Genomic DNA, 23,766 nt, shown 5'->3' with positions numbered 1-23,766 from the left:
AATAATTATTGATAGCGATTACATCGTTTTATTTTACTCTTCTCATGCGCATCAAATTTTATTTAATAAAATAAGTAGCAGCTCATTGACCTTATTTTTAGGCATCTTTTTTTCGATGAAATACTAACAGCCTGATCGACAAGCAAAAAAAACGCCGCAATGTGCGGCGTTTGTCTCTCATTGACCTGGATTACTCGCCAGCTTTCGCCCAGGTGTCACGCAGACCTACGGTACGGTTAAAGACCAGTTTGGTAGCGGTTGCATAACGGCTGTCGAGACAGAAGTAGCCTTCACGCTCAAACTGGTAAGCCTTGCCGGCTTCAGCATTTTTCAGTGACGGCTCAGCGTAGCCCTGTTTGATCAGCAGTGATTCCGGATTGATCGTCGCCAGGAAATCTTCCGCAGCGCCCGGATTCGGCACGCTGAACAGACGATCGTAAAGACGAATTTCAACCGGCAGCGCGTGCGCAGCGCTGACCCAGTGAATAACGCCTTTCACTTTACGGCCATCCGCCGGATCTTTGCTGAGGGTTTCGGCGTCATAGCTGCAGAAAATCGTCGTGATATTGCCTTCTGCGTCCTTTTCTACGCGTTCAGCTTTGATCACGTAGGCATTGCGCAGGCGCACTTCTTTGCCCATCACCAGACGTTTGTACTGTTTGTTGGCTTCTTCGCGGAAATCGGCGCGGTCGATCCAGAGTTCTGCGCTGAATGGCACTTCGCGGCTACCCATTTCCGGTTTGCTCGGATGGTTAGGCATCGTCACCAGCTCGCTTTCGCCCTGCGGATAGTTTTCGATAACCAGTTTAACCGGATCGATAACGGCCATTGCGCGCGGCGCATTTTCGTTCAAATCTTCGCGAATACAGGATTCCAGCGACGCCATCTCGATGGTGTTGTCTTGCTTGGTCACGCCGATACGCTTGATGAATTCGCGGATAGAGGAGGCGCTGTAACCACGACGACGCAGACCGGAAATGGTCGGCATACGCGGGTCATCCCAACCTTCAACGTGCTTGTCTGTCACCAGCAGATTCAGCTTACGCTTAGACATCACGGTGTATTCCAGATTCAGACGAGAGAACTCGTACTGGCGCGGATGCACAGGAATGGTGATGTTATCCAGCACCCAGTCGTACAGACGACGGTTGTCCTGGAATTCCAGCGTACACAGAGAGTGCGTGATGCCTTCCAGCGCATCGCTGATGCAATGGGTGAAGTCGTACATCGGGTAGATGCACCACTTGTTGCCGGTCTGGTGGTGTTCGGCAAATTTGATACGGTACAGAACCGGATCGCGCATCACGATGAAAGGCGATGCCATGTCGATTTTGGCACGCAGACACGCTTTACCTTCTTCGAAACCACCGGCACGCATTTTTTCGAACAGTGCGAGGTTTTCTTCGACGCTGCGATCGCGGTATGGGCTGTTTTTGCCCGGCGCAGTCAGCGAGCCGCGATATTCACGGATTTCGTCAGCAGACAGTTCGTCAACGTAGGCCAGGCCTTTATTGATCAGCTCAACCGCATAGGCAAAGAGCTGATCAAAATAGTCTGAAGAGTAGCAAATGTCGCCTGACCAGTTGAATCCTAGCCACTGCACATCGTTTTTAATGGACTCAACGTATTCGATGTCTTCTTTTACTGGGTTGGTGTCATCGAAACGCAGGTTGCATTGGCCCTGATAGTCTTGCGCAATGCCAAAGTTCAGGCAGATGGATTTCGCATGGCCAATGTGCAGGTAGCCATTAGGCTCCGGCGGAAAACGGGTATGCACCGTGGTGTGCTTACCACTGGCCAGATCTTCATCGATGATCTGACGAATAAAGTTACTCGGGCGGGCTTCAGCCTCACTCATCGTGGATTCCTCAAAGGCATAAATAACGTATAGCGGCGTATGATCTTATAAGCCGGACGTAGTGACAACCCTTAAAACGTCCAGGAGGAAAATAATGGGGGCGATTGATGCAAAAAAAAGCGGCGGAGGATAACCCCCGCCGCTTAAGGCATGAACTCTACTCAGGAGCGATTACTTGCCTTTAATCTCATACAGCGGGGTCTGGCCTGCAACAACCTGACCTTTTGCCTGAATCACCAGGCCGCTAAAGTCGTCGATATTGCTACAGACAACCGGGCTTATCATGGAGCGCGCATGGGCGTTCAGGAAGTCCAGATCCATTTCCAGAATCGGCTCACCTGCGACCACTTCTGCGCCCTCTTCAACCAGACGCGTAAAGCCTTTACCACCCAAAGCAACCGTATCAATGCCCATATGGACAACGATTTCGGCACCCTTTTCGGTTTCCAGACAGAACGCATGGTTGGTGTTGAAGATTTTAACGATAGTGCCGGCCGCCGGTGATACAACGAGTTTTTCGGTTGGAATCACTGCCACACCGTCGCCCACCGCTTTGCTGGCAAAGGCTTCGTCAGGAACCTGTTCAATCGCCACAACGTCGCCGGTCACTGGCGAAACCAGCGCTGCGATAGTGGTTGCGTTGGGGACGGCCTGCGGTTTGGCGGCGACTGGCGCTGCAACTGGAGCAGAACCGGATTCTGATGCGGCAACCGGACCGGTGGTTTTCATTGCGTTAGCGATTTTTTCTGCAACGAAGCCAACAATAATCTGCACGCTGGTTTTATTCAGACGAATCACGCCTGATGCACCCAGGCGTTTTGCCAGCGCTTCGTTAACCAGAGAGGAGTCTTTCACGTTCAGGCGCAGACGCGTGATGCATGCATCAATCCCCGTCAGGTTATCAGAACCGCCCACTGCGGCGATGTACTGACGCGCCAGACCGGCAACATCCTGGTCTGCGTTGCCACTCACATTCACGTCCTGACCATCCGCTTCGCTGCCGGCAACAGCCAGTTCACGACCCGGAGTCATCAGGTTGAATTTAGTGATTGTGAAGCGGAACACCACGTAATAGATCGCGAAGAACACCAGACCCTGCGGGATCAGCATCCACCAGTGGGTTGCCAGCGGGTTACGAGAGGACAGCACCATATCCACCAGACCTGCGCTGAAGCCGAAACCTGCAATCCAGTGCATCGACGCGGCGATGAACACAGAGATACCGGTCAGCACGGCGTGAATGAAGTACAGCACCGGCGCAACGAACATGAAGGAGAATTCCAGCGGCTCGGTGATACCGGTGAAGAAGGCTGCAAACGCACCCGCCATCATGATACCCAGAACTTTCGCTTTATTCTCTGGACGTGCGCAGTGGTAGATGGCCAGCGCCGCACCCGGCAGACCGAACATCATGATCGGGAAGAAGCCCGCCTGGTAACGACCCGTGATACCGACAACCGCTTTACCCGCTTCGATGGACTGTGCGCCACCCAGGAAGTTAGGGATATCGTTAATACCCGCAACGTCAAACCAGAATACGGAGTTCAGCGCATGATGCAGACCGACTGGAATCAGCAAGCGGTTGAAGAACGCATACACGCCCGCACCGGCAGAGCCCAGTTTCTGAATGTGTTCACCAAAGTTCACCAGACCATCAAAGATCAGCGGCCAGATGTACATCATGATGAAGGCAACAACGATCATCACGAAAGAGGTCAGAATCGGCACCAGACGACGGCCGCTGAAGAAGGAGAGCGCTTTTGGCAACTCTACGCTGCTGAAGCGGTTGTACAGTTCAGCGGAGATAATACCCACCATAATACCCACGAACTGGTTGCTGATTTTACCGAACGCAGCAGGCACCTGATCTGCTGGGATCTTCTGAATCATCGCCACCGCCGCCGGTGAACACAGAGTGGTCAACACGAGGAAGCCCACAAAACCGGTCAGCGCCGCAGCACCGTCTTTATCTTTGGACATGCCGTAAGCGACACCAATCGCAAACAAAACGGACATGTTGTCGATGATGGCGGAACCCGATTTAATGAAGAGCGCCGCTAATGCGTTGTCTCCACCCCAGCTAACCGGGTCAATCCAGTAACCGACACCCATCAGAATTGCTGCCGCTGGCAGCGTGGCAACCGGCACCATCAGTGCGCGGCCAACCTTTTGTAAATAACCTAGAATACTCACTTTCTTCCCCCTTGAGACCCCGTTTAAGGCACGTTCTCAGCTGTTTTTTATTGTGTCACTAACTTATCTATACAGTTGATGAATCACTGGCATTCTGAGTGTGTGAAAAATTAATTCGTATCGCAAATTAAATGCGTACTTTTTGTGAGTTTTGTCACCAAATATCGTTATTAACCCTCCCTTCCACTGGCTAACAGGGAAAACTTATTTTATCATTCAAAAAATCAAGACGGATTGCCCCTGCTTGACGTGATCCAGGTTACGCTTATTAAAACTCCAGGCGCGCCATCCGCCCACTTTTTTTACTTTAACTTAGAGGTGAACAATGAGACTGATTCCCCTGGCAACGGCTGAACAAGTCGGTAAATGGGCCGCTCGCCATATCGTTAACCGCATTAATGCGTTTAAACCGACTGCCGATCGTCCTTTCGTTCTGGGTCTCCCAACCGGCGGTACGCCGCTGACGGCGTATAAAGCATTAGTCGAAATGCATAAAGCGGGCCAGGTTAGCTTCAAACATGTGGTGACTTTCAATATGGACGAATATGTCGGCCTGGCGAAAGAGCATCCAGAAAGCTATCACAGCTTCATGCACCGTAATTTCTTTGATCATGTTGATATCCCAGCTGAAAATATTAACCTGCTGAATGGCAACGCGCCTGATATTGACGCAGAATGCCGTCAGTACGAAGAAAAAATCCGCTCATACGGCAAAATTAACCTGTTTATGGGTGGCGTGGGTAACGATGGTCACATTGCGTTTAACGAACCTGCGTCCTCTCTGGCTTCTCGCACCCGTATTAAAACGCTGACGCATGACACCCGCGTGGCAAACTCTCGCTTCTTCGACGGCGATGTTAGTCAGGTGCCTAAATATGCACTGACTGTTGGCGTGGGTACGCTGCTGGATGCGGAAGAAGTGATGATTCTGGTGCTGGGCAACGTGAAAGCACAGGCGCTTCAGGCTGCCGTTGAAGGCAACGTCAATCACATGTGGACCATCAGCTGCCTGCAGTTGCATCCAAAAGCCGTCGTCGTGTGCGATGAGCCATCCACGATGGAACTGAAAGTGAAAACGCTGAAATACTTCAACGAGTTAGAAGCTGAAAACATCAAAGGTCTGTAATTGAATTACCGTCTCTTCATAATAGAGAGAGACGGTCGCATTTTTAACCGGGGGTCGTTATGTACGCTTTAACCCACGGTCGGATTTATACCGGCCATGAAATTCTGGATGACCATGCGATTGTTATCGCTAATGGCCTGATTGAACGTGTCTGCCCACTGGCTGACCTGCCGCCAGGGATCGAGCAGCGCTCACTCAATGGAGCAATACTCTCCCCCGGTTTTATCGACGTTCAGCTCAACGGCTGCGGCGGCGTGCAGTTTAATGACACGGCAGAGGCCGTTTCGGTCGACACTCTGGAGATCATGCAGAAAGCCAATGAGAAATCAGGCTGCACCAGCTATCTGCCCACACTTATCACCACCAGCGATGACCTGATGAAACAAGGTATCCGCGTAATGCGTGAATACCTGGCAAAACATCCGAATCAGGCGTTGGGTCTGCATCTGGAAGGGCCGTGGCTGAACATCGTCAAAAAAGGAACGCACAATCCAAGCTTCGTGCGTAAACCCGATGCCGAGCTGGTCGATTTTATGTGCGCAAACGCAGATGTGATCACCAAAGTGACACTTGCCCCCGAAATGACGGGCCCAGACGTGATCAGCAAACTGGCGGCGTCAGGCATTGTGGTATCGGCTGGTCACTCCAATGCCACGTTAAAAGAGGCTAAAACCGGTTTCCGTGCAGGGATTACTTTTGCCACCCATCTGTATAACGCGATGCCGTACATTACGGGCCGCGAACCAGGCCTGGTAGGCGCGATTCTGGATGAACCCGACGTGTACTGCGGCATTATCGCCGACGGCCTGCACGTGGATTACACCAACATCCGCAATGCCAAACGCCTCAAGGGCGATAAGCTGTGCCTGGTGACTGACGCGACGGCTCCAGCAGGGGCAAACATTGAACAGTTCATTTTTGCTGGTAAAACAATATACTACCGTAATGGATTGTGTGTGGATGAGAACGGTACGCTGAGCGGCTCTGCGCTGACCATGATCGAAGGGGTACGCAACCTGGTTGAACATTGCGGCATCGCACTGGACGAAGTGCTGCGTATGGCAACGCTCTATCCGGCTCGTGCTATCGGTGTAGACAAACAGCTGGGCGGGATTGCGCCGGGCATGGTTGCCAACCTGACCGCCTTCACGCACGATTATAAAATTACTAAGACCATCGTTAATGGTAACGAGGTCGTCACTGAGTAAGTAAAAGTATGACATCTGGCGGACAAGCTCAAATCGGTAATGTTGACCTCGTTAAACAACTTAACAGTGCGGCAGTTTATCGCCTGATTGACCAGCACGGTCCGATCTCGCGCATACAGATTGCTGAACAGAGCCAGCTTGCTCCCGCCAGCGTGACAAAAATTACGCGTCAGCTTATTGAGCGCGGATTGATCAAAGAAGTCGATCAGCAGGCCTCCACCGGAGGCCGACGCGCCATCTCTATCATTACCGAAACCCGCAATTTCCACGCCATCGGCGTGCGCCTGGGCCGTCATGACACCACGCTGACTCTGTACGATTTGAGCAGCAAAGTGATCGCAGAAGAGCACTACCCGCTTCCAGAACGCACTCAGGAAACGCTTGAACATGCGTTGCTCAACACCATCGCGCAGTTTATTGAAAACTGTCAGCGCAAAATCCGTGAGTTAATTGCCATCTCTGTCATTTTGCCAGGGCTCGTGGATCCAGAAACCGGCGTCATTCGTTATATGCCGCACATTCAGGTTGAAAACTGGGGTCTGGTGGGCGCGCTCGAAAAGCGTTTCAACGTCACCTGTTACGTCGGCCATGATATTCGTAGTCTGGCGCTGGCTGAGCACTATTTTGGTGCGAGCCAGGACTGTGAAGACTCCATTCTGGTGCGGGTACACCGGGGAACCGGCGCCGGAATTATCTCTAACGGGCGAATTTTCATTGGCCGTAACGGCAACGTCGGTGAGATCGGTCATATCCAGGTCGATCCGCTCGGCGAGCGCTGCCATTGCGGCAATTTCGGCTGTCTGGAAACGGTTGCGGCTAACGCTGCCATTGAACACCGCGTCCGGCATTTGCTTGAACAAGGTTATCAAAGCCGTCTCACGCTGGACGATTGTAAGATCCATACCATTTGCAAAGCCGCCAACAAAGGCGATGCCCTGGCATGTGAAGTGATTGAGCAGGTGGGTCGCCACTTAGGTAAAACCATTGCTATCGCCATCAACCTGTTCAACCCGCAAAAAGTGGTTATCGCAGGCGAAATTACTGAAGCAGAAAAAGTGCTGCTTCCGGCCATTGAAGGCTGCATTAATGCTCAGGCGCTGAAAGCCTTTCGCCAGAATTTACCCGTCGTGCGTTCAACGCTTGATCACCGCTCAGCGATTGGCGCGTTTGCGCTGGTCAAACGCGCCATGCTTAACGGTCTGCTGCTCCAGCGTTTGCTGGAAAGCTAAGCACCCTTTATAGTGACCCCTTCTTTTTTCGAGATGCCAGGTAGTCCATGACCATTCAGAATGTGATTTGTGATATTGACGGCGTGCTGATGCACGATAACGTTGCTGTGCCCGGTGCAGCAGAATTTCTGAACCGCATCATGGAAAAAGGGATGCCGCTGGTACTGCTCACGAATTATCCGTCACAAACTGGGCAAGACCTGGCAAACCGTTTTGCCACGGCCGGTGTGAATGTGCCGGACAGCGTGTTTTATACCTCAGCGATGGCTACCGCTGACTTTCTGAAACGTCAGGAAGGGAAAAAAGCCTACGTCGTGGGTGAAGGCGCATTAATCCACGAACTGTATAAAGCGGGATTTACCATCACTGATGTGAATCCGGATTTTGTGATCGTGGGTGAAACGCGTTCCTATAACTGGGAAATGATGCATAAAGCGTCTTATTTTGTGGCCAACGGCGCGCGCTTTATCGCCACCAACCCGGATACCCATGGCCGCGGTTTTTATCCCGCCTGTGGCGCACTCTGCGCGGGAATCGAGAAGATTTCTGGACGCAAGCCTTTCGTTGTCGGTAAACCCAGCCCGTGGATTATTCGCGCGGCGCTGAACAAAATGCAGGCCCACTCCGAGCACACCGTGATCGTTGGCGATAACCTTCGCACCGATATCCTGGCTGGATTCCAGGCCGGGCTTGAAACTATCCTCGTGCTTTCCGGCGTGTCGACCATCGATGACATCGACGCCATGCCATTCCGGCCAAGCTGGATATACCCCTCCGTCGAAGAAATTGACGTTATCTGATAATCAACCACGCCCAAGCGCGTGGTTTTTCATTTCTAACGGTTAAAAACGCAATCACATCTAACAAAAACCCTAAAAAATTGAATTATCATCAATAAAACCGTCTGCTAAGTGTGCGTTTTTCAACATTCAGCAATCACTATTGCACTTTTTACGTTTTACTCCGTAAAAGCCTTGCGCGCCCCCCCCTTTTTGCGGCATTTTCATAAGCAAGCAACATCACAATGCAACAGGGTTAACGGAGAAGGTTATGTGTTCAATTTTTGGCGTACTGGATATTAAAACTGACGCGGTCGAACTGCGTAAAAAGGCACTTGAGTTGTCTCGCCTGATGCGCCATCGCGGTCCGGACTGGTCCGGCGTCTATGCCAGCGATAAAGCGATTCTGGCTCACGAACGTCTGTCGATTGTTGACGTCAACGCAGGCGCGCAGCCGCTGTATAACGATAAAAAAACGCACGCGCTGGCCGTTAACGGTGAAATTTATAACCATCAGGCGTTGCGTGCAGAATATGGCGATCGCTACGCATTCCAGACCGGTTCCGACTGTGAAGTGATTCTGGCGCTGTACCAGGAGAAAGGACCGGAATTCCTCGACGATTTGCAGGGTATGTTCGCCTTCGCATTGTACGACAGCGAAAAAGACGCCTATCTGATTGCCCGTGACCATATCGGTATCATCCCGCTGTATATGGGCCACGACGAACACGGCAACTTCTATGTTGCCTCTGAAATGAAAGCCCTGGTACCGGTTTGCCGCACTATCAAAGAATTCCCGGCGGGCAGTTTCCTGTGGAGTAAAGACGGCGAAATCCGTTCTTACTACCAGCGTGACTGGTTCGATTACGATGCCGTTAAGGATAACGTGACCGATAAAGCCGAGCTGGCGCAAGCGCTGGAAGATGCAGTGAAAAGCCATTTGATGTCAGACGTTCCTTACGGCGTGCTGCTGTCTGGCGGCCTGGATTCTTCTGTTATCTCGGCAATCACCAAAAAATTTGCTGCGCGTCGCGTAGAAGATCAAGAACGCTCTGAAGCCTGGTGGCCGCAGCTGCACTCTTTTGCCGTTGGCCTTGAAGGTGCGCCGGATCTGAAAGCCGCGCAGGAAGTCGCCAACCATTTGGGCACCGTGCACCATGAAATTCACTTCACCGTGCAGGAAGGTCTGGACGCGATCCGCGACGTGATTTATCACATCGAAACGTATGACGTGACAACCATTCGCGCGTCAACGCCGATGTATTTGATGTCCCGTAAAATCAAGGCGATGGGCATTAAAATGGTGCTGTCAGGCGAAGGTTCTGACGAAGTCTTCGGCGGTTACTTGTACTTCCATAAAGCACCAAATGCCAAAGAACTGCATGAAGAAACGGTGCGCAAACTGCAGGCGCTGCATATGTTTGACTGCGCTCGCGCCAACAAAGCCATGTCCGCATGGGGTGTGGAAGCCCGCGTCCCGTTCTTGGATAAGAATTTCCTCGACGTGGCAATGCGGATCAACCCGCAGGATAAAATGTGTGGCAACGGCAAAATGGAAAAACACGTTCTGCGCGAATGTTTTGAATCTTATTTGCCTGCAAGCGTCGCATGGCGTCAGAAAGAACAGTTCTCCGACGGCGTGGGCTACAGCTGGATCGACACCCTGAAAGAGGTAGCAGCGAAGCAGGTTTCAGATAAACAACTGGAAACCGCGAGCTTCCGCTTCCCGTACAACACGCCAGGCTCAAAAGAAGCCTATTTGTACCGTGAGATTTTCGAAGAACTGTTCCCGGTGCCAAGTGCTGCAGAATGTGTACCAGGCGGTCCGTCAGTGGCCTGCTCTTCTGCAAAAGCCATCGAATGGGACGAATCGTTCAAATCCATGAACGATCCATCAGGCCGCGCTGTAGGCGTGCACCAGTCAGCCTACAAATGATCCAAACAATCAATAACAGGCCCTTCGGGGCCTTTTTTATTGCTCGTGTTTCGTTAAATAAAATCGATTAATAACCAATAATTGCCGAATATTCGGTCACGCTGTTCGCAACCTAACCAAACACTCACATTCTGGCCATTTTCGTTGAAAAAGGTGTTGACGCTGCAAGGGTCTATACGCATAATGCGCCCCGCAACGCCGATAAGGTAGCGTGAAAAAAGATGGCTACGTAGCTCAGTTGGTTAGAGCACATCACTCATAATGATGGGGTCACAGGTTCGAATCCCGTCGTAGCCACCATCTTTTTTTGCGGGAGTGGCGAAATTGGTAGACGCACCAGATTTAGGTTCTGGCGCCGCAAGGTGTGCGAGTTCAAGTCTCGCCTCCCGCACCATTCTCATTTAGCGTTGCACGGATGGGGTATCGCCAAGCGGTAAGGCACCGGTTTTTGATACCGGCATTCCCTGGTTCGAATCCAGGTACCCCAGCCATTTTCTTCGATTTGCGGTTCTCCGTGGTTATTGGGGTATCGCCAAGCGGTAAGGCACCGGTTTTTGATACCGGCATTCCCTGGTTCGAATCCAGGTACCCCAGCCATCGAAGAATGCAGTTCGGCTACGTAGCTCAGTTGGTTAGAGCACATCACTCATAATGATGGGGTCACAGGTTCGAATCCCGTCGTAGCCACCAAATTAGGGACGTATCGATTAACGTCGGTCACCCAGAAAAAATTGTTGGGGTATCGCCAAGCGGTAAGGCTCTGGTTTCTGATACCAGCATTCCGAGGTTCGAATCCTCGTACCCCAGCCAATTTTAAAAAGTCGTTGACCCTTTTGTTTAACGCAATTGGGGTGTCGCCAAGCGGTAAGGCACTGGTTTCTGATACCAGCATTCCGGGGTTCGAATCCCTGCACCCCAGCCAATAAGTCACAAAAAAGCCCGCTCTGCGGGCTTTTTTGTTTTTGTCGTATAGTGCGTCCCCTTCCCTTCTCCCCAAAGGGAAAAGGGAAGGGTCAGTGCAAAGTTTAAAGACCCAAGGCGTACTTCAAGGCCTGCCGCTTAAGGCCGCCCGCACGTTCCGCAGCCATCAGCCCCACATTACGCAACACGCGCAACGGACCGAGATCGTTGCTGAATCCCGCGTAAAACAAGTCCATCCCCGACTGCATCAGGAAATTATCCGCCATACGCCGCATCTGGTAACGCTTAAGCACTGCCGCGCTCGCCCAAGGCTCTGCGTGTCCTCGTGCACTCTGTAATACATCCAGCAACGCTTCGACATCACGATAGCCGAGATTAACGCCCTGTCCTGCCAGCGGATGAATGGTATGCGCCGCATCGCCCACCAGCGCCAGTCCTTCCTGCGTATATTGCAGCGCGTGCCGACGCGTTAACGGGAAGCCACCCGCCGCAACCGGAGTCACCTTACCGAGCCGAGCCGGGAAATGGTGTTCAATTTCGCGCTGTAATTGCTCCATCGACAGCCCTTGTAGCTGACGAATTCGCGCAGGGGTGTCGTACCACACCAGCGAAGCCCAGTTATCAAAAAGCGGCAAAAAGGCATGCGGGCCGTTTGGCGTAAAATGCTGCCAGGTGCTGTTACCTGGATCGTTCTCGCATTTAACCGTAATCAGCATACAAGACTGCTGATACTGCCAGGCATGAATACCAATCCCCGCCATCTGTCGGACCTGCGAATTCGCGCCGTCCGCCCCAACGACCAGCGTGACTGCCAGCTCATCGCCGTTGTCCAGCACGAGTAAATGCCCACCTTCGCGACAATGAAGTGCTTTCAGCGAAGCCGGGACGCGTAACGTGACGTTTGGGTGCGCCTCAAGCGCCTGCCAGAGCGCCAGTTGCAGGATATTATTTTCCACCATGTAACCCAGCAGCGGCAATTTCAGCTCGGCGGCATCAAACGTGACATGGGCGTTTTCCCACTCCCAGGTTTCCAGCCGGCGATACGGATGGGCGCGCATCGCCAGGATTGCATCCCAAATCCCCAGCCCACGCAGAAGATCCACCGATGCCGCACTGATCGCGGAGATCCGAACATCGGGTTGCTGCGTATTATCAAACGCAGGCGGTGCGGCCTGTTCGATGACCGTTACCTGAAATCCCTGCTGTGCCAGCCCGAGCGCCAGTGCGCCGCCGACCATCCCGCCGCCGACAACGGCAATTTCGGTTTGTTGGAGTGTCATGGTCAATAATCCTTTTAAGAGAATCCCTTCAGTTTACCGGATTTTTACGCCCTTGCGGCTGCCAACCTTCATACTGGTCACAACCCCACCAAAGCATTACAATACGCGGCTTGCAATCCTGAGCCTGAGCAAGTCGATGACTAAAAAACTCCATATAAAAACCTGGGGCTGTCAGATGAACGAATACGATTCATCAAAGATGGCCGATCTGCTGAATGCGACCCACGGGTATGAACTGACCGAACTCGCAGAAGAAGCCGATGTGCTGCTGCTTAACACCTGCTCAATTCGTGAAAAAGCGCAGGAAAAAGTCTTCCATCTGTTAGGCCGCTGGAAACTTCTCAAAAAGAAAAATCCGGATCTGATCATCGGTGTCGGTGGTTGCGTGGCCTCGCAAGAAGGTAAACTGATTCGCACCCGCTCCCCGTACGTTGATATCGTATTTGGCCCGCAGACCTTGCATCGCCTGCCAGAAATGATCAACTCGGTGCGCGGCGACCGCAGCCCGGTTGTCGATGTCAGCTTCCCGGAAATCGAAAAATTTGACCGCCTGCCGGAGCCTCGTGCCGACGGCCCGAGCGCGTTCGTCTCTATCATGGAAGGCTGCAATAAATATTGTACCTACTGCGTGGTGCCGTACACCCGCGGCGAAGAAGTCAGTCGCCCGTGTGATGACATCCTGTTTGAAGTCGCCCAGCTTGCGGCGCAAGGCGTACGTGAAGTGAACCTGCTAGGCCAGAACGTCAACGCCTGGCGCGGCGAAAACTACGATGGCAGCACCGGTACTTTTGCCGAACTGCTGCGTCTGGTTGCCGCTATCGACGGTATCGATCGCGTGCGCTTTACCACCAGCCATCCGATCGAATTCACGGATGACATCATTGACGTTTATCGCGATACCCCAGAGCTGGTGAGTTTCCTGCATCTGCCGGTCCAGTGCGGTTCTGACCGTATACTGAACCTGATGGGCCGCACCCATACCGTGCTGGAATACAAAGCTATCATCCGTAAGCTGCGTGAAGCGCGTCCGGATATCCAGATAAGCTCCGATTTTATCGTTGGCTTCCCTGGCGAAACGACCGACGACTTTGAGCGCACCATGAAGCTTATCGGTGAAATCAATTTTGACGTCAGCTTTAGCTTTATCTTCTCCGCACGTCCGGGAACACCTGCTGCCGATATGGTTGACGATGTGCCGGAAGACGAAAAGAAACAGCGCCTGTACATTTTACAGGAGCGTATTAACCAGCAGGTCACGGCCTGGAGTCGTCGCATGCTTGGCACGACCCAGCGTATTCTGGTGGAAGGCACGTCCCGCAAGAGCGTCATGCAGCTTTCAGGCCGTACCGAGAACAACCGCGTGGTTAACTTTGAAGGCACGCCGGACATGATCGGCAAGTTTGTCGACATTGAAATTCTGGAAGTGCTCACCAACTCCATGCGTGGCAAAGTGGTTCGTACAGAAGATCAGATGGGACTGCGCGTGGCGGAAACACCTGCCTCCGTCATTGCCCGTACGCGCAAAGAAAATGATTCAGGCGCGGTGGTGTATCAGCCGTGATGCGTTCAGGCCTGCCCGTCTGGCAGGCCTTGTAATTCCCTTCTGCATCCCCAATATGCAAGCATAAGCTTGCGCCTTTAATCTGTGGCGTGAATAATTTCGTTATGACGACTCGTCTGTAGGCCGAATTTGCATATTGCAATCCGGCAATACACACCTTAAGAGGAACAGTTTGAATACAGAAACGCGTGAAATGTCCCTTGAGCCAGCAGACAACGCTCGCCTGCTGAGCCTGTGCGGGCCGTTTGATGACAACATCAAACAACTGGAGCGACGTCTGGGTATTGAAATCAATCGTCGCGATAATCACTTCAAACTCACCGGACGCACCCTCTGCGTCAACGCCGCGGCGGATATCCTGCGCAGCCTGTATGTCGATACCGCCCCGATGCGCGGAGAGACGCAGGATATCGAGCCTGAAAAAATTCACCTCGCGATTAAAGAAGCGCGCGTACTGGAACAGAGCGCGGACAGCGTTCCTGAATACGGCAAGGTGATTAATATCAAAACTAAGCGCGGCGTCATCAAGCCACGCACGCCGAATCAGGCGCAGTACATCGCCAACATTCTTGATCATGACATCACGTTCGGCGTCGGCCCTGCGGGGACCGGTAAAACGTATCTGGCCGTTGCAGCGGCAGTTGATGCGCTGGAACGCCAGGACATTCGCCGAATTCTGCTGACCCGTCCAGCGGTCGAAGCCGGTGAAAAACTGGGCTTCCTGCCGGGCGATTTGAGCCAAAAAGTCGATCCGTATCTGCGTCCACTGTATGACGCCTTGTTCGAAATGCTGGGCTTTGAAAAAGTCGAAAAGCTGATTGAACGAAACGTTATCGAAGTCGCCCCGCTGGCCTACATGCGCGGCCGTACGCTGAATGACGCGTTTATTATTCTTGATGAGAGCCAGAACACCACCATCGAACAGATGAAGATGTTCCTGACGCGTATTGGCTTCAACTCGAAAGCCGTGATTACCGGCGATATTACCCAGATCGACCTGCCGCGCAGCACGAAATCCGGTCTGCGCCACGCCATAGAAGTGCTGGCGGAAGTGGATGAAATCAGCTTTAACTTCTTCAACAGCGAAGACGTGGTCCGCCATCCGGTGGTAGCGCGCATCGTTAACGCCTATGAGGCGTGGGAAGAGGCAGAGCAAAAACGTAAAGCAGAACACGCAGCGGAACGCAAACGCGAATCCCAGGAGCAAGAGAATAAATGAGTCAGGTGATCCTCGATTTACAGCTGGCATGTGAAGACAATTCCGGTTTGCCGGAAGAGAGTCAGTTCCAGAAATGGCTGGATGCGGTGATACCCCAGTTTCAGGAAGAGTCAGAAGTGACGATTCGTGTGGTGGATGAAGCGGAAAGCCACGAGCTCAACCTGACCTACCGCGGGAAAGATAAGCCGACTAACGTGCTCTCGTTCCCGTTTGAAGCACCTCCTGGTATTGAGCTGCCGCTGCTGGGTGATTTAATCATCTGCCGCCAGGTGGTTGAACAGGAAGCCAAAGAACAGCAAAAACCGCTCGACGCGCATTGGGCGCATATGGTCATTCACGGTAGCCTGCATCTGCTTGGTTACGATCATATCGAAGACGAAGAAGCGGAAGAGATGGAATCCCTTGAGACAGAGATAATGCTTGCTCTGGGCTATGAGGATCCGTACATTGCCGAGAAAGAATAGTCAGCGAAGCTTATGTAGCTGAACTGACACATCATGCCGCCGCAAAGGGACATTTCCTGCGGCGGTGCGCTTTACACTGACGAGAGAACCCTTAACAAACGCCATGAGCGACGACAATTCACACAGTAGCGACACGACAACCAGCAAGAAGGGATTTTTCTCCCTCATTCTGAGCCAGCTTTTCCACGGTGAGCCAAAAAACCGTGATGAACTTCTGGAGCTGATTCGTGATTCCGGGCAGAACGATCTTATCGACGAAGATACGCGCGAAATGCTCGAAGGGGTCATGGACATCGCCGACCAGCGCGTTCGCGATATTATGATCCCCCGCTCGCAGATGATTACCCTGAAACGCAACCAGACGTTGGACGAGTGCCTCGATGTCATCATCGAATCTGCCCACTCGCGTTTCCCGGTCATCAGCGAAGACAAAGATCACATCGAAGGGATTCTGATGGCGAAAGATCTGCTGCCGTTTATGCGCAGCGATGCCGAAGCCTTCAGCATGGAAAAAGTGTTACGTCAGGCGGTGGTGGTTCCGGAAAGTAAGCGTGTCGATCGCATGCTGAAAGAGTTCCGCTCCCAACGCTACCACATGGCGATTGTTATCGATGAATTTGGCGGTGTTTCCGGCCTTGTTACGATTGAAGACATTCTCGAACTGATTGTCGGCGAGATTGAAGACGAATATGACGAAGAAGACGATATCGAATTCCGTCAGTTGAGTCGTCACACCTGGACCGTGCGCGCGCTGGCCTCTATTGAAGAGTTCAACGAAACTTTCGGCACCCACTTCAGCGATGAAGAGGTCGATACTATCGGTGGTCTGGTGATGCAGGCATTTGGTCATCTTCCTGCGCGTGGCGAATCCGTTGAAATCGACGGTTACCAGTTTAAGGTCGCCATGGCCGACAGTCGCCGTATTATACAGGTTCACGTCCGAATGCCGGACGACTCCCCGGTACCAAAACTGGAAGACTAATGTAAATGGCATTTGCCCCATTATTTGAACGCCAGCGCGTACGTTTGCTGCTGGCGCTGTTATTCGGAGCCAGCGGAACGCTGGCTTTTTCTCCTTACGACATCTGGCCCGCAGCGCTTGTTTCGCTGATGGGTTTGCAAGGATTAACGCTTAACCGTCGCCCGGTACAGGCCGCCGCAATCGGCTACTTCTGGGGGCTTGGCCTGTTCGGCTCAGGCATTAACTGGGTTTACGTCAGTATCGCGCAGTTTGGCGGAATGCCGGGGCCAGTTAACGTTTTCCTTGTGCTGCTGCTGGCCGCCTATCTTTCACTGTATACCGGTTTGTTTGCAGGCATTCTTTCTCGCCTGTGGCCTAAAACGACCTGGATTCGTGTCGCCATTGCTGCGCCTGTCGTTTGGCAAATTACCGAATTCCTGCGCGGCTGGGTACTCACCGGTTTCCCGTGGCTCCAGTTCGGATACAGCCAGATTGACGGTCCATTGAAAGGACTCGCACCTGTCATGGGCGTCGAGGCGATCAACTTCCTGCTGATGGTGGTCACCGGCCTGCTCGTTCTGGCACTGATTAAACGTAACTGGAAACCGCTGGTTGTTGCGGTTGTGCTGTTCGCACTGCCCTTCCCGCTGCGTTACATCCAGTGGTTTACGCTGGAGCCTGAACGCGCCACCCAAGTGTCTATGGTACAGGGCAATATCCCTCAGTCGCTGAAGTGGGACGAGAACCAGCTCATTAACACGCTGAAAATCTATCTCGATGCGACGCAAAAAGAGATGGGTAAATCGCAGCTGATTATCTGGCCTGAATCGGCGATTCCGGATCTGGAAATCAATCAGCAACGTTTTCTGAGCATGATGGACGATCTGCTGCGTGCGCGTAATAGCACGCTGATCACCGGGATTGTCGACGCGCGGCTGAATAAGCAAAACCGTTACGACACCTACAACACCATCATTACGCTTGGGAAGGACAATCCGTACAGCTACGAGTCGACCAACCGCTACAACAAAAATCACCTGGTGCCGTTTGGCGAATTTGTCCCTCTGGAATCAATTCTTCGCCCGCTCGCCCCGTTCTTCGATCTGCCAATGTCGTCCTTTAGCCGCGGCCCCTACGTCCAGCCACAGCTGCATGCCCATGGGTTAGCGCTGACCCCCGCCATTTGCTACGAAATTATTCTTGGCGAGCAGGTCCGCGACAACTTCCGCGCTGACACCGACTATCTGCTGACCATTTCAAACGATGCCTGGTTTGGTAAGTCGATTGGCCCGTGGCAACATTTCCAGATGGCGCGTATGCGTTCGCTGGAGCTGGCCCGACCGTTACTGCGCAGCACCAACAACGGCATCACCGCAGTGATTGGCCCGCAGGGCGAAATCCAGGCGATGATCCCGCAGTTCACCCGTGCGGTATTGACCACGAAAGTTACCCCAACCACTGGCCTGACGCCGTACGCTCGTACCGGAAACTGGCCGCTGTGGATCCTGACTGTGCTATTTGGTTTTGGCGCGCTACTGATGAGTTTACGTCGGCGTCGTCGTTAAGCCCCTCCTTTGCCCGGCCACGCGTTGTGTGCCGGGCAAAAAAATCCTGCCTTATTTGCCATTTCTGGCACACCTATTGCTTTGTTAAATCACATATTCAGTCGTTTGGCTTGACGTGCAACTCAGTCGCACCATCGCAGTTCAGCGGTAGCACCGAAACGGTGCAACGAAAGATTATTGCCTCTGAATGGTGCGGCGCGCTTCGCAAAAATAAACAATAACGCAGCAAAATCTTTACATTAAGCCAGACTAAATGTTAACAAGCTTGCATAACACTGCACTCGCATAGCGCGAGATATAACAACATCACAATGGGTATCGATGCGTCTCTGGCGCAGATAATAAAAGGAGTTGGGTATGCAATTACGTAAACTGGCCACAGCAATGCTGGTAATGGGAATGTCCGCAAGCGTCGTTCACGCTGAAGACGCCCCGGCAGCCGGGAGCACTCTCGACAAGATTGCCAAAAATGGCGTGATCGTGGTCGGCCACCGTGAATCTTCCGTCCCGTTCTCATACTACGACAACACGCAAAAAGTCGTGGGTTACTCACAGGATTACTCCAACGCAATCGTTGAAGCCGTCAAGAAAAAGCTGAACAAGCCCGATCTTGAGGTGAAGCTGATTCCAATTACCTCACAAAACCGTATTCCGCTGCTGCAAAACGGCACTTTCGATTTTGAGTGTGGTTCTACGACGAACAACCTTGAGCGTCAAAAACAAGCGGCCTTCTCCGACACCATTTTCGTGGTCGGTACGCGTTTGCTGACCAAAAAAGGCGGTGACATTAAAGACTTCGCGGACCTGAAAGGCAAAGCCGTTGTTGTGACCTCGGGTACCACTTCTGAAGTTCTGCTGCACAAGCTGAACGAAGAGAAGAAAATGGATATGCGCATCATCAGTGCGAAAGACCACGGTGACTCCTTCCGTACGCTGGAAAGCGGTCGTGCAGTGGCCTTTATGATGGATGACGCTCTGCTGGCTGGCGAACGTGCAAAAGCGAAGAAGCCTGATAACTGGGAAATCGTCGGCACCGCGCAGTCTAAAGAAGCTTACGGCTGTATGCTGCGTAAAGACGATGCAGACTTCAAAAAGCTGATCGATGACACCATCGCGAAGACGCAGACCTCTGGCGAAGCGGAAAAATGGTTCGATAAGTGGTTCAAGAACCCGATTCCACCAAAAAATCTCAACATGAACTTTGAACTGTCTAGCGACATGAAAGCCCTGTTCAAAGAACCAAACGACAAAGCACTTAACTAATTAGAACCATAGGGGCGGGATCTCCTGCCCTCTCGATTGTCGGGAAGCGTGGACAGACTATACGCTGAGTGGTCGTTCCCCACTCAGCGCGAAAATTGAGCTTCTCACCAATCTTCGAGGGTAGCGCTGCTACCCTTTTTTTTCTGGAGTTGATTATGTCAATAGACTGGAACTGGGGCATTTTTCTGCAACAAGCCCCGTTCGGCAACACAACCTATCTCGGCTGGCTGTGGAGCGGCTTTCAGGTCACCGTTGCGCTCTCTATAACGGCCTGGATTATCGCTTTCCTTGTCGGCTCGCTGTTCGGTATTTTGCGTACCGTACCTAACCGTTTCCTCTCTTCTCTTGGCACGCTTTACGTTGAACTGTTCCGTAACGTTCCGTTAATCGTGCAGTTCTTTACGTGGTATCTGGTCGTTCCTGAACTGTTACCTGAAAATCTCGGCATGTGGTTTAAGTCGGAGCTGGACCCTAACATTCAGTTCTTCGTCTCCTCCATGCTCTGCCTTGGGTTGTTCACCGCGGCGCGCGTCTGTGAGCAGGTTCGTTCAGGCATCCAGTCTCTGCCGCGTGGGCAAAAAAATGCCGCGCTGGCAATGGGACTGACGCTGCCACAAGCCTACCGCTATGTGCTGCTGCCAAACGCCTATCGCGTGATCGTGCCGCCGATGACCTCAGAGATGATGAACCTGGTGAAAAACTCGGCGATCGCCTCGACCATCGGTCTGGTCGATATGGCGGCGCAAGCGGGCAAGCTTTTGGATTACTCCGCGCACGCGTGGGAATCCTTCACCGCGATCACGCTCGCCTATGTGCTGATTAACACTGTCATCATGCTGGTGATGAACCTGGTTGAACGTAAAACTCGCCTGCCGGGCAATCTGGGGGGCAAATAATGTACGAGTTTGACTGGAGTTCCATCGTCCCATCGATGCCGTATCTGCTGGACGGACTGTTGATTACCTTAAAAATCACCGTCATTGCCATCGTTATCGGTATTGTCTGGGGCACGATTCTGGCGGTCATGCGCCTGTCGAGCTTTAAACCATTTGCCTGGTTCGCCACGGCTTATGTCAACGTTTTCCGCTCCATTCCACTGGTGATGGTGCTGCTGTGGTTTTATCTGATCGTACCGGGTCTGTTGCAAAACGTGCTTGGGCTTTCGCCGAAAGCGGATATCCGCCTGATCTCTGCGATGGTCGCTTTCTCGATGTTTGAGGCGGCTTATTATTCAGAAATTATTCGCGCAGGAATTCAGAGCATTTCACGTGGGCAATCCAGCGCAGCGCTTGCGCTAGGCATGACCCACTGGCAGTCAATGAAGCTCATCATTTTGCCGCAGGCGTTTCGCGCCATGGTTCCACTGCTGCTCACGCAGGGTATTGTCCTCTTCCAGGATACGTCGCTTGTGTATGTGCTGAGTCTTGCGGACTTCTTCCGTACAGCCTCCACAATCGGTGAGCGTGACGGTACGCAGGTGGAGATGATCCTGTTTGCAGGTGCGGTTTATTTTGCAATTAGTTTAAGTGCATCGCTATTGGTCAGCTGGCTGAAGAAAAGGACAGTGCAATGATTTCCCTGAAAAATGTTTCAAAATGGTATGGGCACTTTCAGGTGCTGACCGACTGCTCAACGGAAGTAAAAAAAGGCGAAGTGGTGGTGGTTTGCGGGCCGTCAGGTTCCGGTAAATCTACGCTTATCAAAACCGTTAACGGCCTTGAACCTGTTCAGCAGGGTGAGATTACAGTCGATGGCACGAAGGTGAACGACAAAAGCACTGACCTCGCGAAATTGCGTTCTCATGTCGGCATGGTATTCCAGCACTTTGAGCTGTTCCCGCATCTGTCGATTATTGAGAACCTGACGCTGGCACAGATTAAAGTGCTCAAGCGCGATAAAACGGCCGCGCGTGAAAAAGGGTTAAAGCTTTTGGAACGTGTCGGGTTGTCTGCCCATGCAAATAAGTTCCCGGCGCAGCTTTCCGGCGGTCAGCAGCAACGTGTGGCTATCGCCCGCGCGCTGTGTATGGACCCGATTGCCATGCTGTTCGATGAACCCACTTCTGCACTCGATCCAGAGATGATTAACGAAGTGCTGGACGTCATGGTTGAGCTGGCTCACGAAGGCATGACCATGATGGTGGTGACCCACGAAATGGGCTTTGCCCGTAAAGTGGCGAATCGCGTGATCTTTATGGATGAAGGCAAGATTGTCGAAGATTCTCCGAAAGAAGATTTCTTTGCCAATCCGCAATCCGATCGCGCTAAAGACTTCCTCGCAAAAATCCTGCACTAATCAATACCGTGCGCAATCTTCGGATTGCGCACGACTTCACGCTTTGCCTCTCTTTTTCTCGTCTGTATCACATCGCGGCGTTAACCTTGTCACAAACTCACGCTCAGAATGGAGAACAGAACGCTATGGCACTGCCTATTATTCTCGATTGCGATCCGGGTCATGATGACGCTATCGCACTTGTTCTTGCCCTCGCGTCACCGGAGTTGGCTCTCAAAGCAGTTACCTCTTCCGCTGGAAATCAAACGCCCGACAAAACGTTGCGTAACGTGTTGCGCATGTTGACGTTGCTTAACCGTACCGATATTCCGGTAGCGGGTGGCGCGCGCAAGCCCCTGATGCGTGATTTAATTATTGCTGATAACGTCCATGGCGAGACCGGACTTGACGGCCCGGCACTGCCAGAACCGGCTTTCAACCCCCAGGAGTGTACAGCGGTCGAGCTGATGGCCAACGTGCTGCGCGAAAGCGATGACCCCGTCACGCTGGTGGCAACCGGCCCGCAAACGAACGTGGCGCTACTGCTCAATAGCCACCCAGAACTGCACAGTAAGATCGCGCGTATTGTGATCATGGGTGGTTCGATGGGGTTAGGGAACTGGACGCCTGCCGCCGAATTTAACATTTTTGTCGATCCCGAAGCGGCTGAGATTGTGTTCCAGTCCGGCTTACCGGTTGTGATGGCAGGCCTTGACGTCACCCATCGCGCGCAAATTATGGCAGCAGACGTTGAGCGTTTCCGCGCGATTGGCAACCCTGTTGCGACCACCGTGGCAGAATTGCTCGACTTCTTTATGGAGTACCACAAAGCGGAAAAATGGGGATTCCATGGCGCGCCGTTACACGATCCATGTACGATTGCCTGGCTGTTAAAACCGGAGCTGTTTACCACAGTTGATCGCTGGGTCGGCGTGGAAACGCAGGGGAAATACACGCAAGGGATGACGGTGGTGGATTATTATTCGCTGACCGGTAACAAACCGAATACCACGCTGATGGTCGATATCGACAGACAGGGTTTTGTGGATTTACTCGCGGAGCGGCTGACGTTTTACAACTAGTGCGTTCTGATGCCCTCTCCCACGGGAAGAGGGAGCAAACACTAAAAAAGGCAACTGGCGTTGCCTTTTTGCTTTTCCCTTGTGCGGTCTCTTGCCCTCACCCTGCCCCTCTCCACGGGGAGAGGGAGGTAACACCCATTCTCTCCGTTTCGGCGGGAGAGTACATCTACCTAGGGCTCAAACGGTCGCCTCTGGAACTGATCGTGACCACATTTTGGGCAGCGCGGCAGCACGTCAGGCGTGTATACCGCCAGGTGGAAGTGACAGTTCTCGCACACCAGATTACCCAATCCCACCACTTCGCCACTGTGATACACGCCGTGATGATTCAGATCCTGGAAAACTTCGCGCCACTCCAGCTGGGTTTTATCGGTAATATCCGCCAGCTCCTGCCACAGACTTTCTTTGATGACGCGCATAAATACGCTGTCCGTGATTTCATTCTGACTCTCTTCGTAGCTTCTCGCGAACTCTTCCAGATCGCGCCGCACGGCTCGCGTTACCTCTTCGACTTCGGTACGCGTTAATTCACCCGTTTGCACGACCCGCGCACGAGCCTGTTCGACCAGCGCGTCGATATCGCGTTCTCCATTGCGCAGCCGTTCCGTCAGTGTGGCCACCAGTTCGCGGTAATATTGAGCAACCTTGTTCATCATTTCGCCTCCCGGGTAAGTAACTGTCTCTAATGATAGACCTTATTTGCGAAGCGCTGTGTCAGGTCATCCACACTCTGCGTAAATTCCTGCAAGCGCGTTTTTTGGGAAAGGCTGTTTTGAGGCGGACGTTTGGGCTATGCTAGGCGGATCTGAAATTCCCCATCCATTGGCTACGTTTGTAGCTGTATTGA

General features: G+C 52.6%; 19 protein-coding genes and 7 tRNA genes. 22 read left to right on the top strand and 4 right to left on the bottom strand.

Annotated features, from left to right (window positions below; translation table 11 throughout):
• Window positions 1-190 precede the first annotated feature (190 nt).
• Entirely contained in the window at window positions 191-1,858 is a 1,668-nt protein-coding gene (glnS, locus tag I6L74_RS14285; protein WP_059178647.1) for a glutamine--tRNA ligase, read from the bottom strand.
• A gap of 171 nt (window positions 1,859-2,029) precedes the next feature.
• On the bottom strand, window positions 2,030-4,051 hold the full coding sequence (nagE, locus tag I6L74_RS14280) for an N-acetylglucosamine-specific PTS transporter subunit IIBC (RefSeq protein ID WP_072241807.1): 2,022 nt from the start codon (window positions 4,049-4,051) through the stop codon (window positions 2,030-2,032).
• Window positions 4,052-4,376: 325 nt separating this feature from the next.
• On the opposite strand from nagE, the gene nagB reads away from it, so the two are divergent.
• The 12 genes from nagB (at window position 4,377) to I6L74_RS14220 (ending at window position 11,251) form a co-directional block, all read left to right on the top strand.
• Window positions 4,377-5,177: a glucosamine-6-phosphate deaminase gene (gene nagB / locus I6L74_RS14275; protein ID WP_012016593.1), complete on the top strand. Its 801-nt coding sequence runs from the start codon at window positions 4,377-4,379 to the stop codon at window positions 5,175-5,177.
• Between the two features lie 59 nt (window positions 5,178-5,236).
• A complete protein-coding gene (gene nagA, locus I6L74_RS14270; protein ID WP_059178648.1) occupies window positions 5,237-6,385 on the top strand; it encodes an N-acetylglucosamine-6-phosphate deacetylase in 1,149 nt (382 codons plus the stop codon).
• Window positions 6,386-6,393: 8 nt separating this feature from the next.
• A complete protein-coding gene (nagC, locus tag I6L74_RS14265) occupies window positions 6,394-7,614 on the top strand; it encodes a DNA-binding transcriptional regulator NagC (RefSeq protein WP_059178649.1) in 1,221 nt (406 codons plus the stop codon).
• Between the two features lie 47 nt (window positions 7,615-7,661).
• Window positions 7,662-8,414: a ribonucleotide monophosphatase NagD gene (nagD, locus tag I6L74_RS14260; protein WP_012016590.1), complete on the top strand. Its 753-nt coding sequence runs from the start codon at window positions 7,662-7,664 to the stop codon at window positions 8,412-8,414.
• A gap of 250 nt (window positions 8,415-8,664) precedes the next feature.
• Window positions 8,665-10,329, top strand: a complete 1,665-nt coding sequence (gene asnB / locus I6L74_RS14255; RefSeq protein ID WP_012016589.1) for an asparagine synthase B — start codon at window positions 8,665-8,667, stop codon at window positions 10,327-10,329.
• 223 nt (window positions 10,330-10,552) lie between these two features.
• Window positions 10,553-10,629: transfer RNA gene (locus I6L74_RS14250), tRNA-Met, on the top strand.
• Between the two features lie 9 nt (window positions 10,630-10,638).
• A tRNA-Leu gene (locus I6L74_RS14245) sits at window positions 10,639-10,723 on the top strand.
• A 22-nt stretch (window positions 10,724-10,745) separates the two neighbouring features.
• A tRNA-Gln gene (locus I6L74_RS14240) sits at window positions 10,746-10,820 on the top strand.
• A gap of 31 nt (window positions 10,821-10,851) precedes the next feature.
• A tRNA-Gln gene (locus I6L74_RS14235) sits at window positions 10,852-10,926 on the top strand.
• Window positions 10,927-10,942: 16 nt separating this feature from the next.
• Window positions 10,943-11,019: transfer RNA gene (locus tag I6L74_RS14230), tRNA-Met, on the top strand.
• A 45-nt stretch (window positions 11,020-11,064) separates the two neighbouring features.
• Window positions 11,065-11,139, top strand: a tRNA-Gln gene (locus I6L74_RS14225).
• A gap of 37 nt (window positions 11,140-11,176) precedes the next feature.
• Window positions 11,177-11,251 (top strand) — tRNA-Gln (locus I6L74_RS14220).
• 103 nt (window positions 11,252-11,354) lie between these two features.
• Here I6L74_RS14220 and ubiF read toward each other — a convergent pair.
• Window positions 11,355-12,530, bottom strand: coding sequence for a 3-demethoxyubiquinol 3-hydroxylase (gene ubiF, locus I6L74_RS14215; RefSeq protein WP_059178650.1), 1,176 nt, complete (start codon window positions 12,528-12,530; stop codon window positions 11,355-11,357).
• Window positions 12,531-12,666: 136 nt separating this feature from the next.
• On the opposite strand from ubiF, the gene miaB reads away from it, so the two are divergent.
• The 10 genes from miaB to rihA all read left to right on the top strand — a co-directional run bounded on the left by miaB (window position 12,667) and on the right by rihA (window position 22,919).
• Window positions 12,667-14,091, top strand: coding sequence for a tRNA (N6-isopentenyl adenosine(37)-C2)-methylthiotransferase MiaB (gene miaB / locus I6L74_RS14210; RefSeq protein WP_059178651.1), 1,425 nt, complete (start codon window positions 12,667-12,669; stop codon window positions 14,089-14,091).
• A 172-nt stretch (window positions 14,092-14,263) separates the two neighbouring features.
• A complete protein-coding gene (locus I6L74_RS14205) occupies window positions 14,264-15,310 on the top strand; it encodes a PhoH family protein (protein WP_059178652.1) in 1,047 nt (348 codons plus the stop codon).
• Complete coding sequence (gene ybeY, locus I6L74_RS14200; protein ID WP_012016585.1) at window positions 15,307-15,774, top strand: rRNA maturation RNase YbeY; 468 nt, start codon at window positions 15,307-15,309, stop codon at window positions 15,772-15,774. Before I6L74_RS14205 ends, ybeY begins: the two co-directional genes overlap by 4 nt.
• A gap of 103 nt (window positions 15,775-15,877) precedes the next feature.
• A complete protein-coding gene (corC, locus tag I6L74_RS14195; RefSeq protein ID WP_059178653.1) occupies window positions 15,878-16,756 on the top strand; it encodes a CNNM family magnesium/cobalt transport protein CorC in 879 nt (292 codons plus the stop codon).
• 5 nt (window positions 16,757-16,761) lie between these two features.
• On the top strand, window positions 16,762-18,300 hold the full coding sequence (gene lnt / locus I6L74_RS14190; protein ID WP_059178654.1) for an apolipoprotein N-acyltransferase: 1,539 nt from the start codon (window positions 16,762-16,764) through the stop codon (window positions 18,298-18,300).
• Between the two features lie 357 nt (window positions 18,301-18,657).
• Window positions 18,658-19,563 (top strand): amino acid ABC transporter substrate-binding protein, encoded by a 906-nt coding sequence (locus tag I6L74_RS14185; protein WP_012016582.1) that lies wholly within the window; start codon window positions 18,658-18,660, stop codon window positions 19,561-19,563.
• Between the two features lie 155 nt (window positions 19,564-19,718).
• Complete coding sequence (locus tag I6L74_RS14180) at window positions 19,719-20,459, top strand: amino acid ABC transporter permease (protein ID WP_012016581.1); 741 nt, start codon at window positions 19,719-19,721, stop codon at window positions 20,457-20,459.
• On the top strand, window positions 20,459-21,136 hold the full coding sequence (gltK, locus tag I6L74_RS14175) for a glutamate/aspartate ABC transporter permease GltK (RefSeq protein ID WP_012016580.1): 678 nt from the start codon (window positions 20,459-20,461) through the stop codon (window positions 21,134-21,136). Before I6L74_RS14180 ends, gltK begins: the two co-directional genes overlap by 1 nt.
• Window positions 21,133-21,858, top strand: coding sequence for an amino acid ABC transporter ATP-binding protein (locus I6L74_RS14170; protein WP_059178655.1), 726 nt, complete (start codon window positions 21,133-21,135; stop codon window positions 21,856-21,858). Before gltK ends, I6L74_RS14170 begins: the two co-directional genes overlap by 4 nt.
• A gap of 125 nt (window positions 21,859-21,983) precedes the next feature.
• Window positions 21,984-22,919 carry a pyrimidine-specific ribonucleoside hydrolase RihA gene (gene rihA, locus I6L74_RS14165; protein ID WP_059178656.1) on the top strand — a complete coding sequence of 312 codons (936 nt, stop codon included), beginning with the start codon at window positions 21,984-21,986 and terminating at the stop codon, window positions 22,917-22,919.
• A 170-nt stretch (window positions 22,920-23,089) separates the two neighbouring features.
• On the opposite strand, the gene I6L74_RS14160 is transcribed toward rihA, so the two are convergent.
• The gene (locus tag I6L74_RS14160) at window positions 23,090-23,572 is read right to left on the bottom strand and encodes a zinc ribbon-containing protein (protein ID WP_059178750.1); all 483 of its coding nucleotides are present in this window, start codon (window positions 23,570-23,572) and stop codon (window positions 23,090-23,092) included.
• Window positions 23,573-23,766: the final 194 nt, after the last annotated feature.

It is taken from the genome of Lelliottia amnigena (assembly GCF_019047465.1).
Classification (GTDB): Bacteria; Pseudomonadota; Gammaproteobacteria; order Enterobacterales; family Enterobacteriaceae; genus Enterobacter; species Enterobacter amnigenus.
This window is presented reverse-complemented; position numbering and strand designations above follow the sequence as displayed.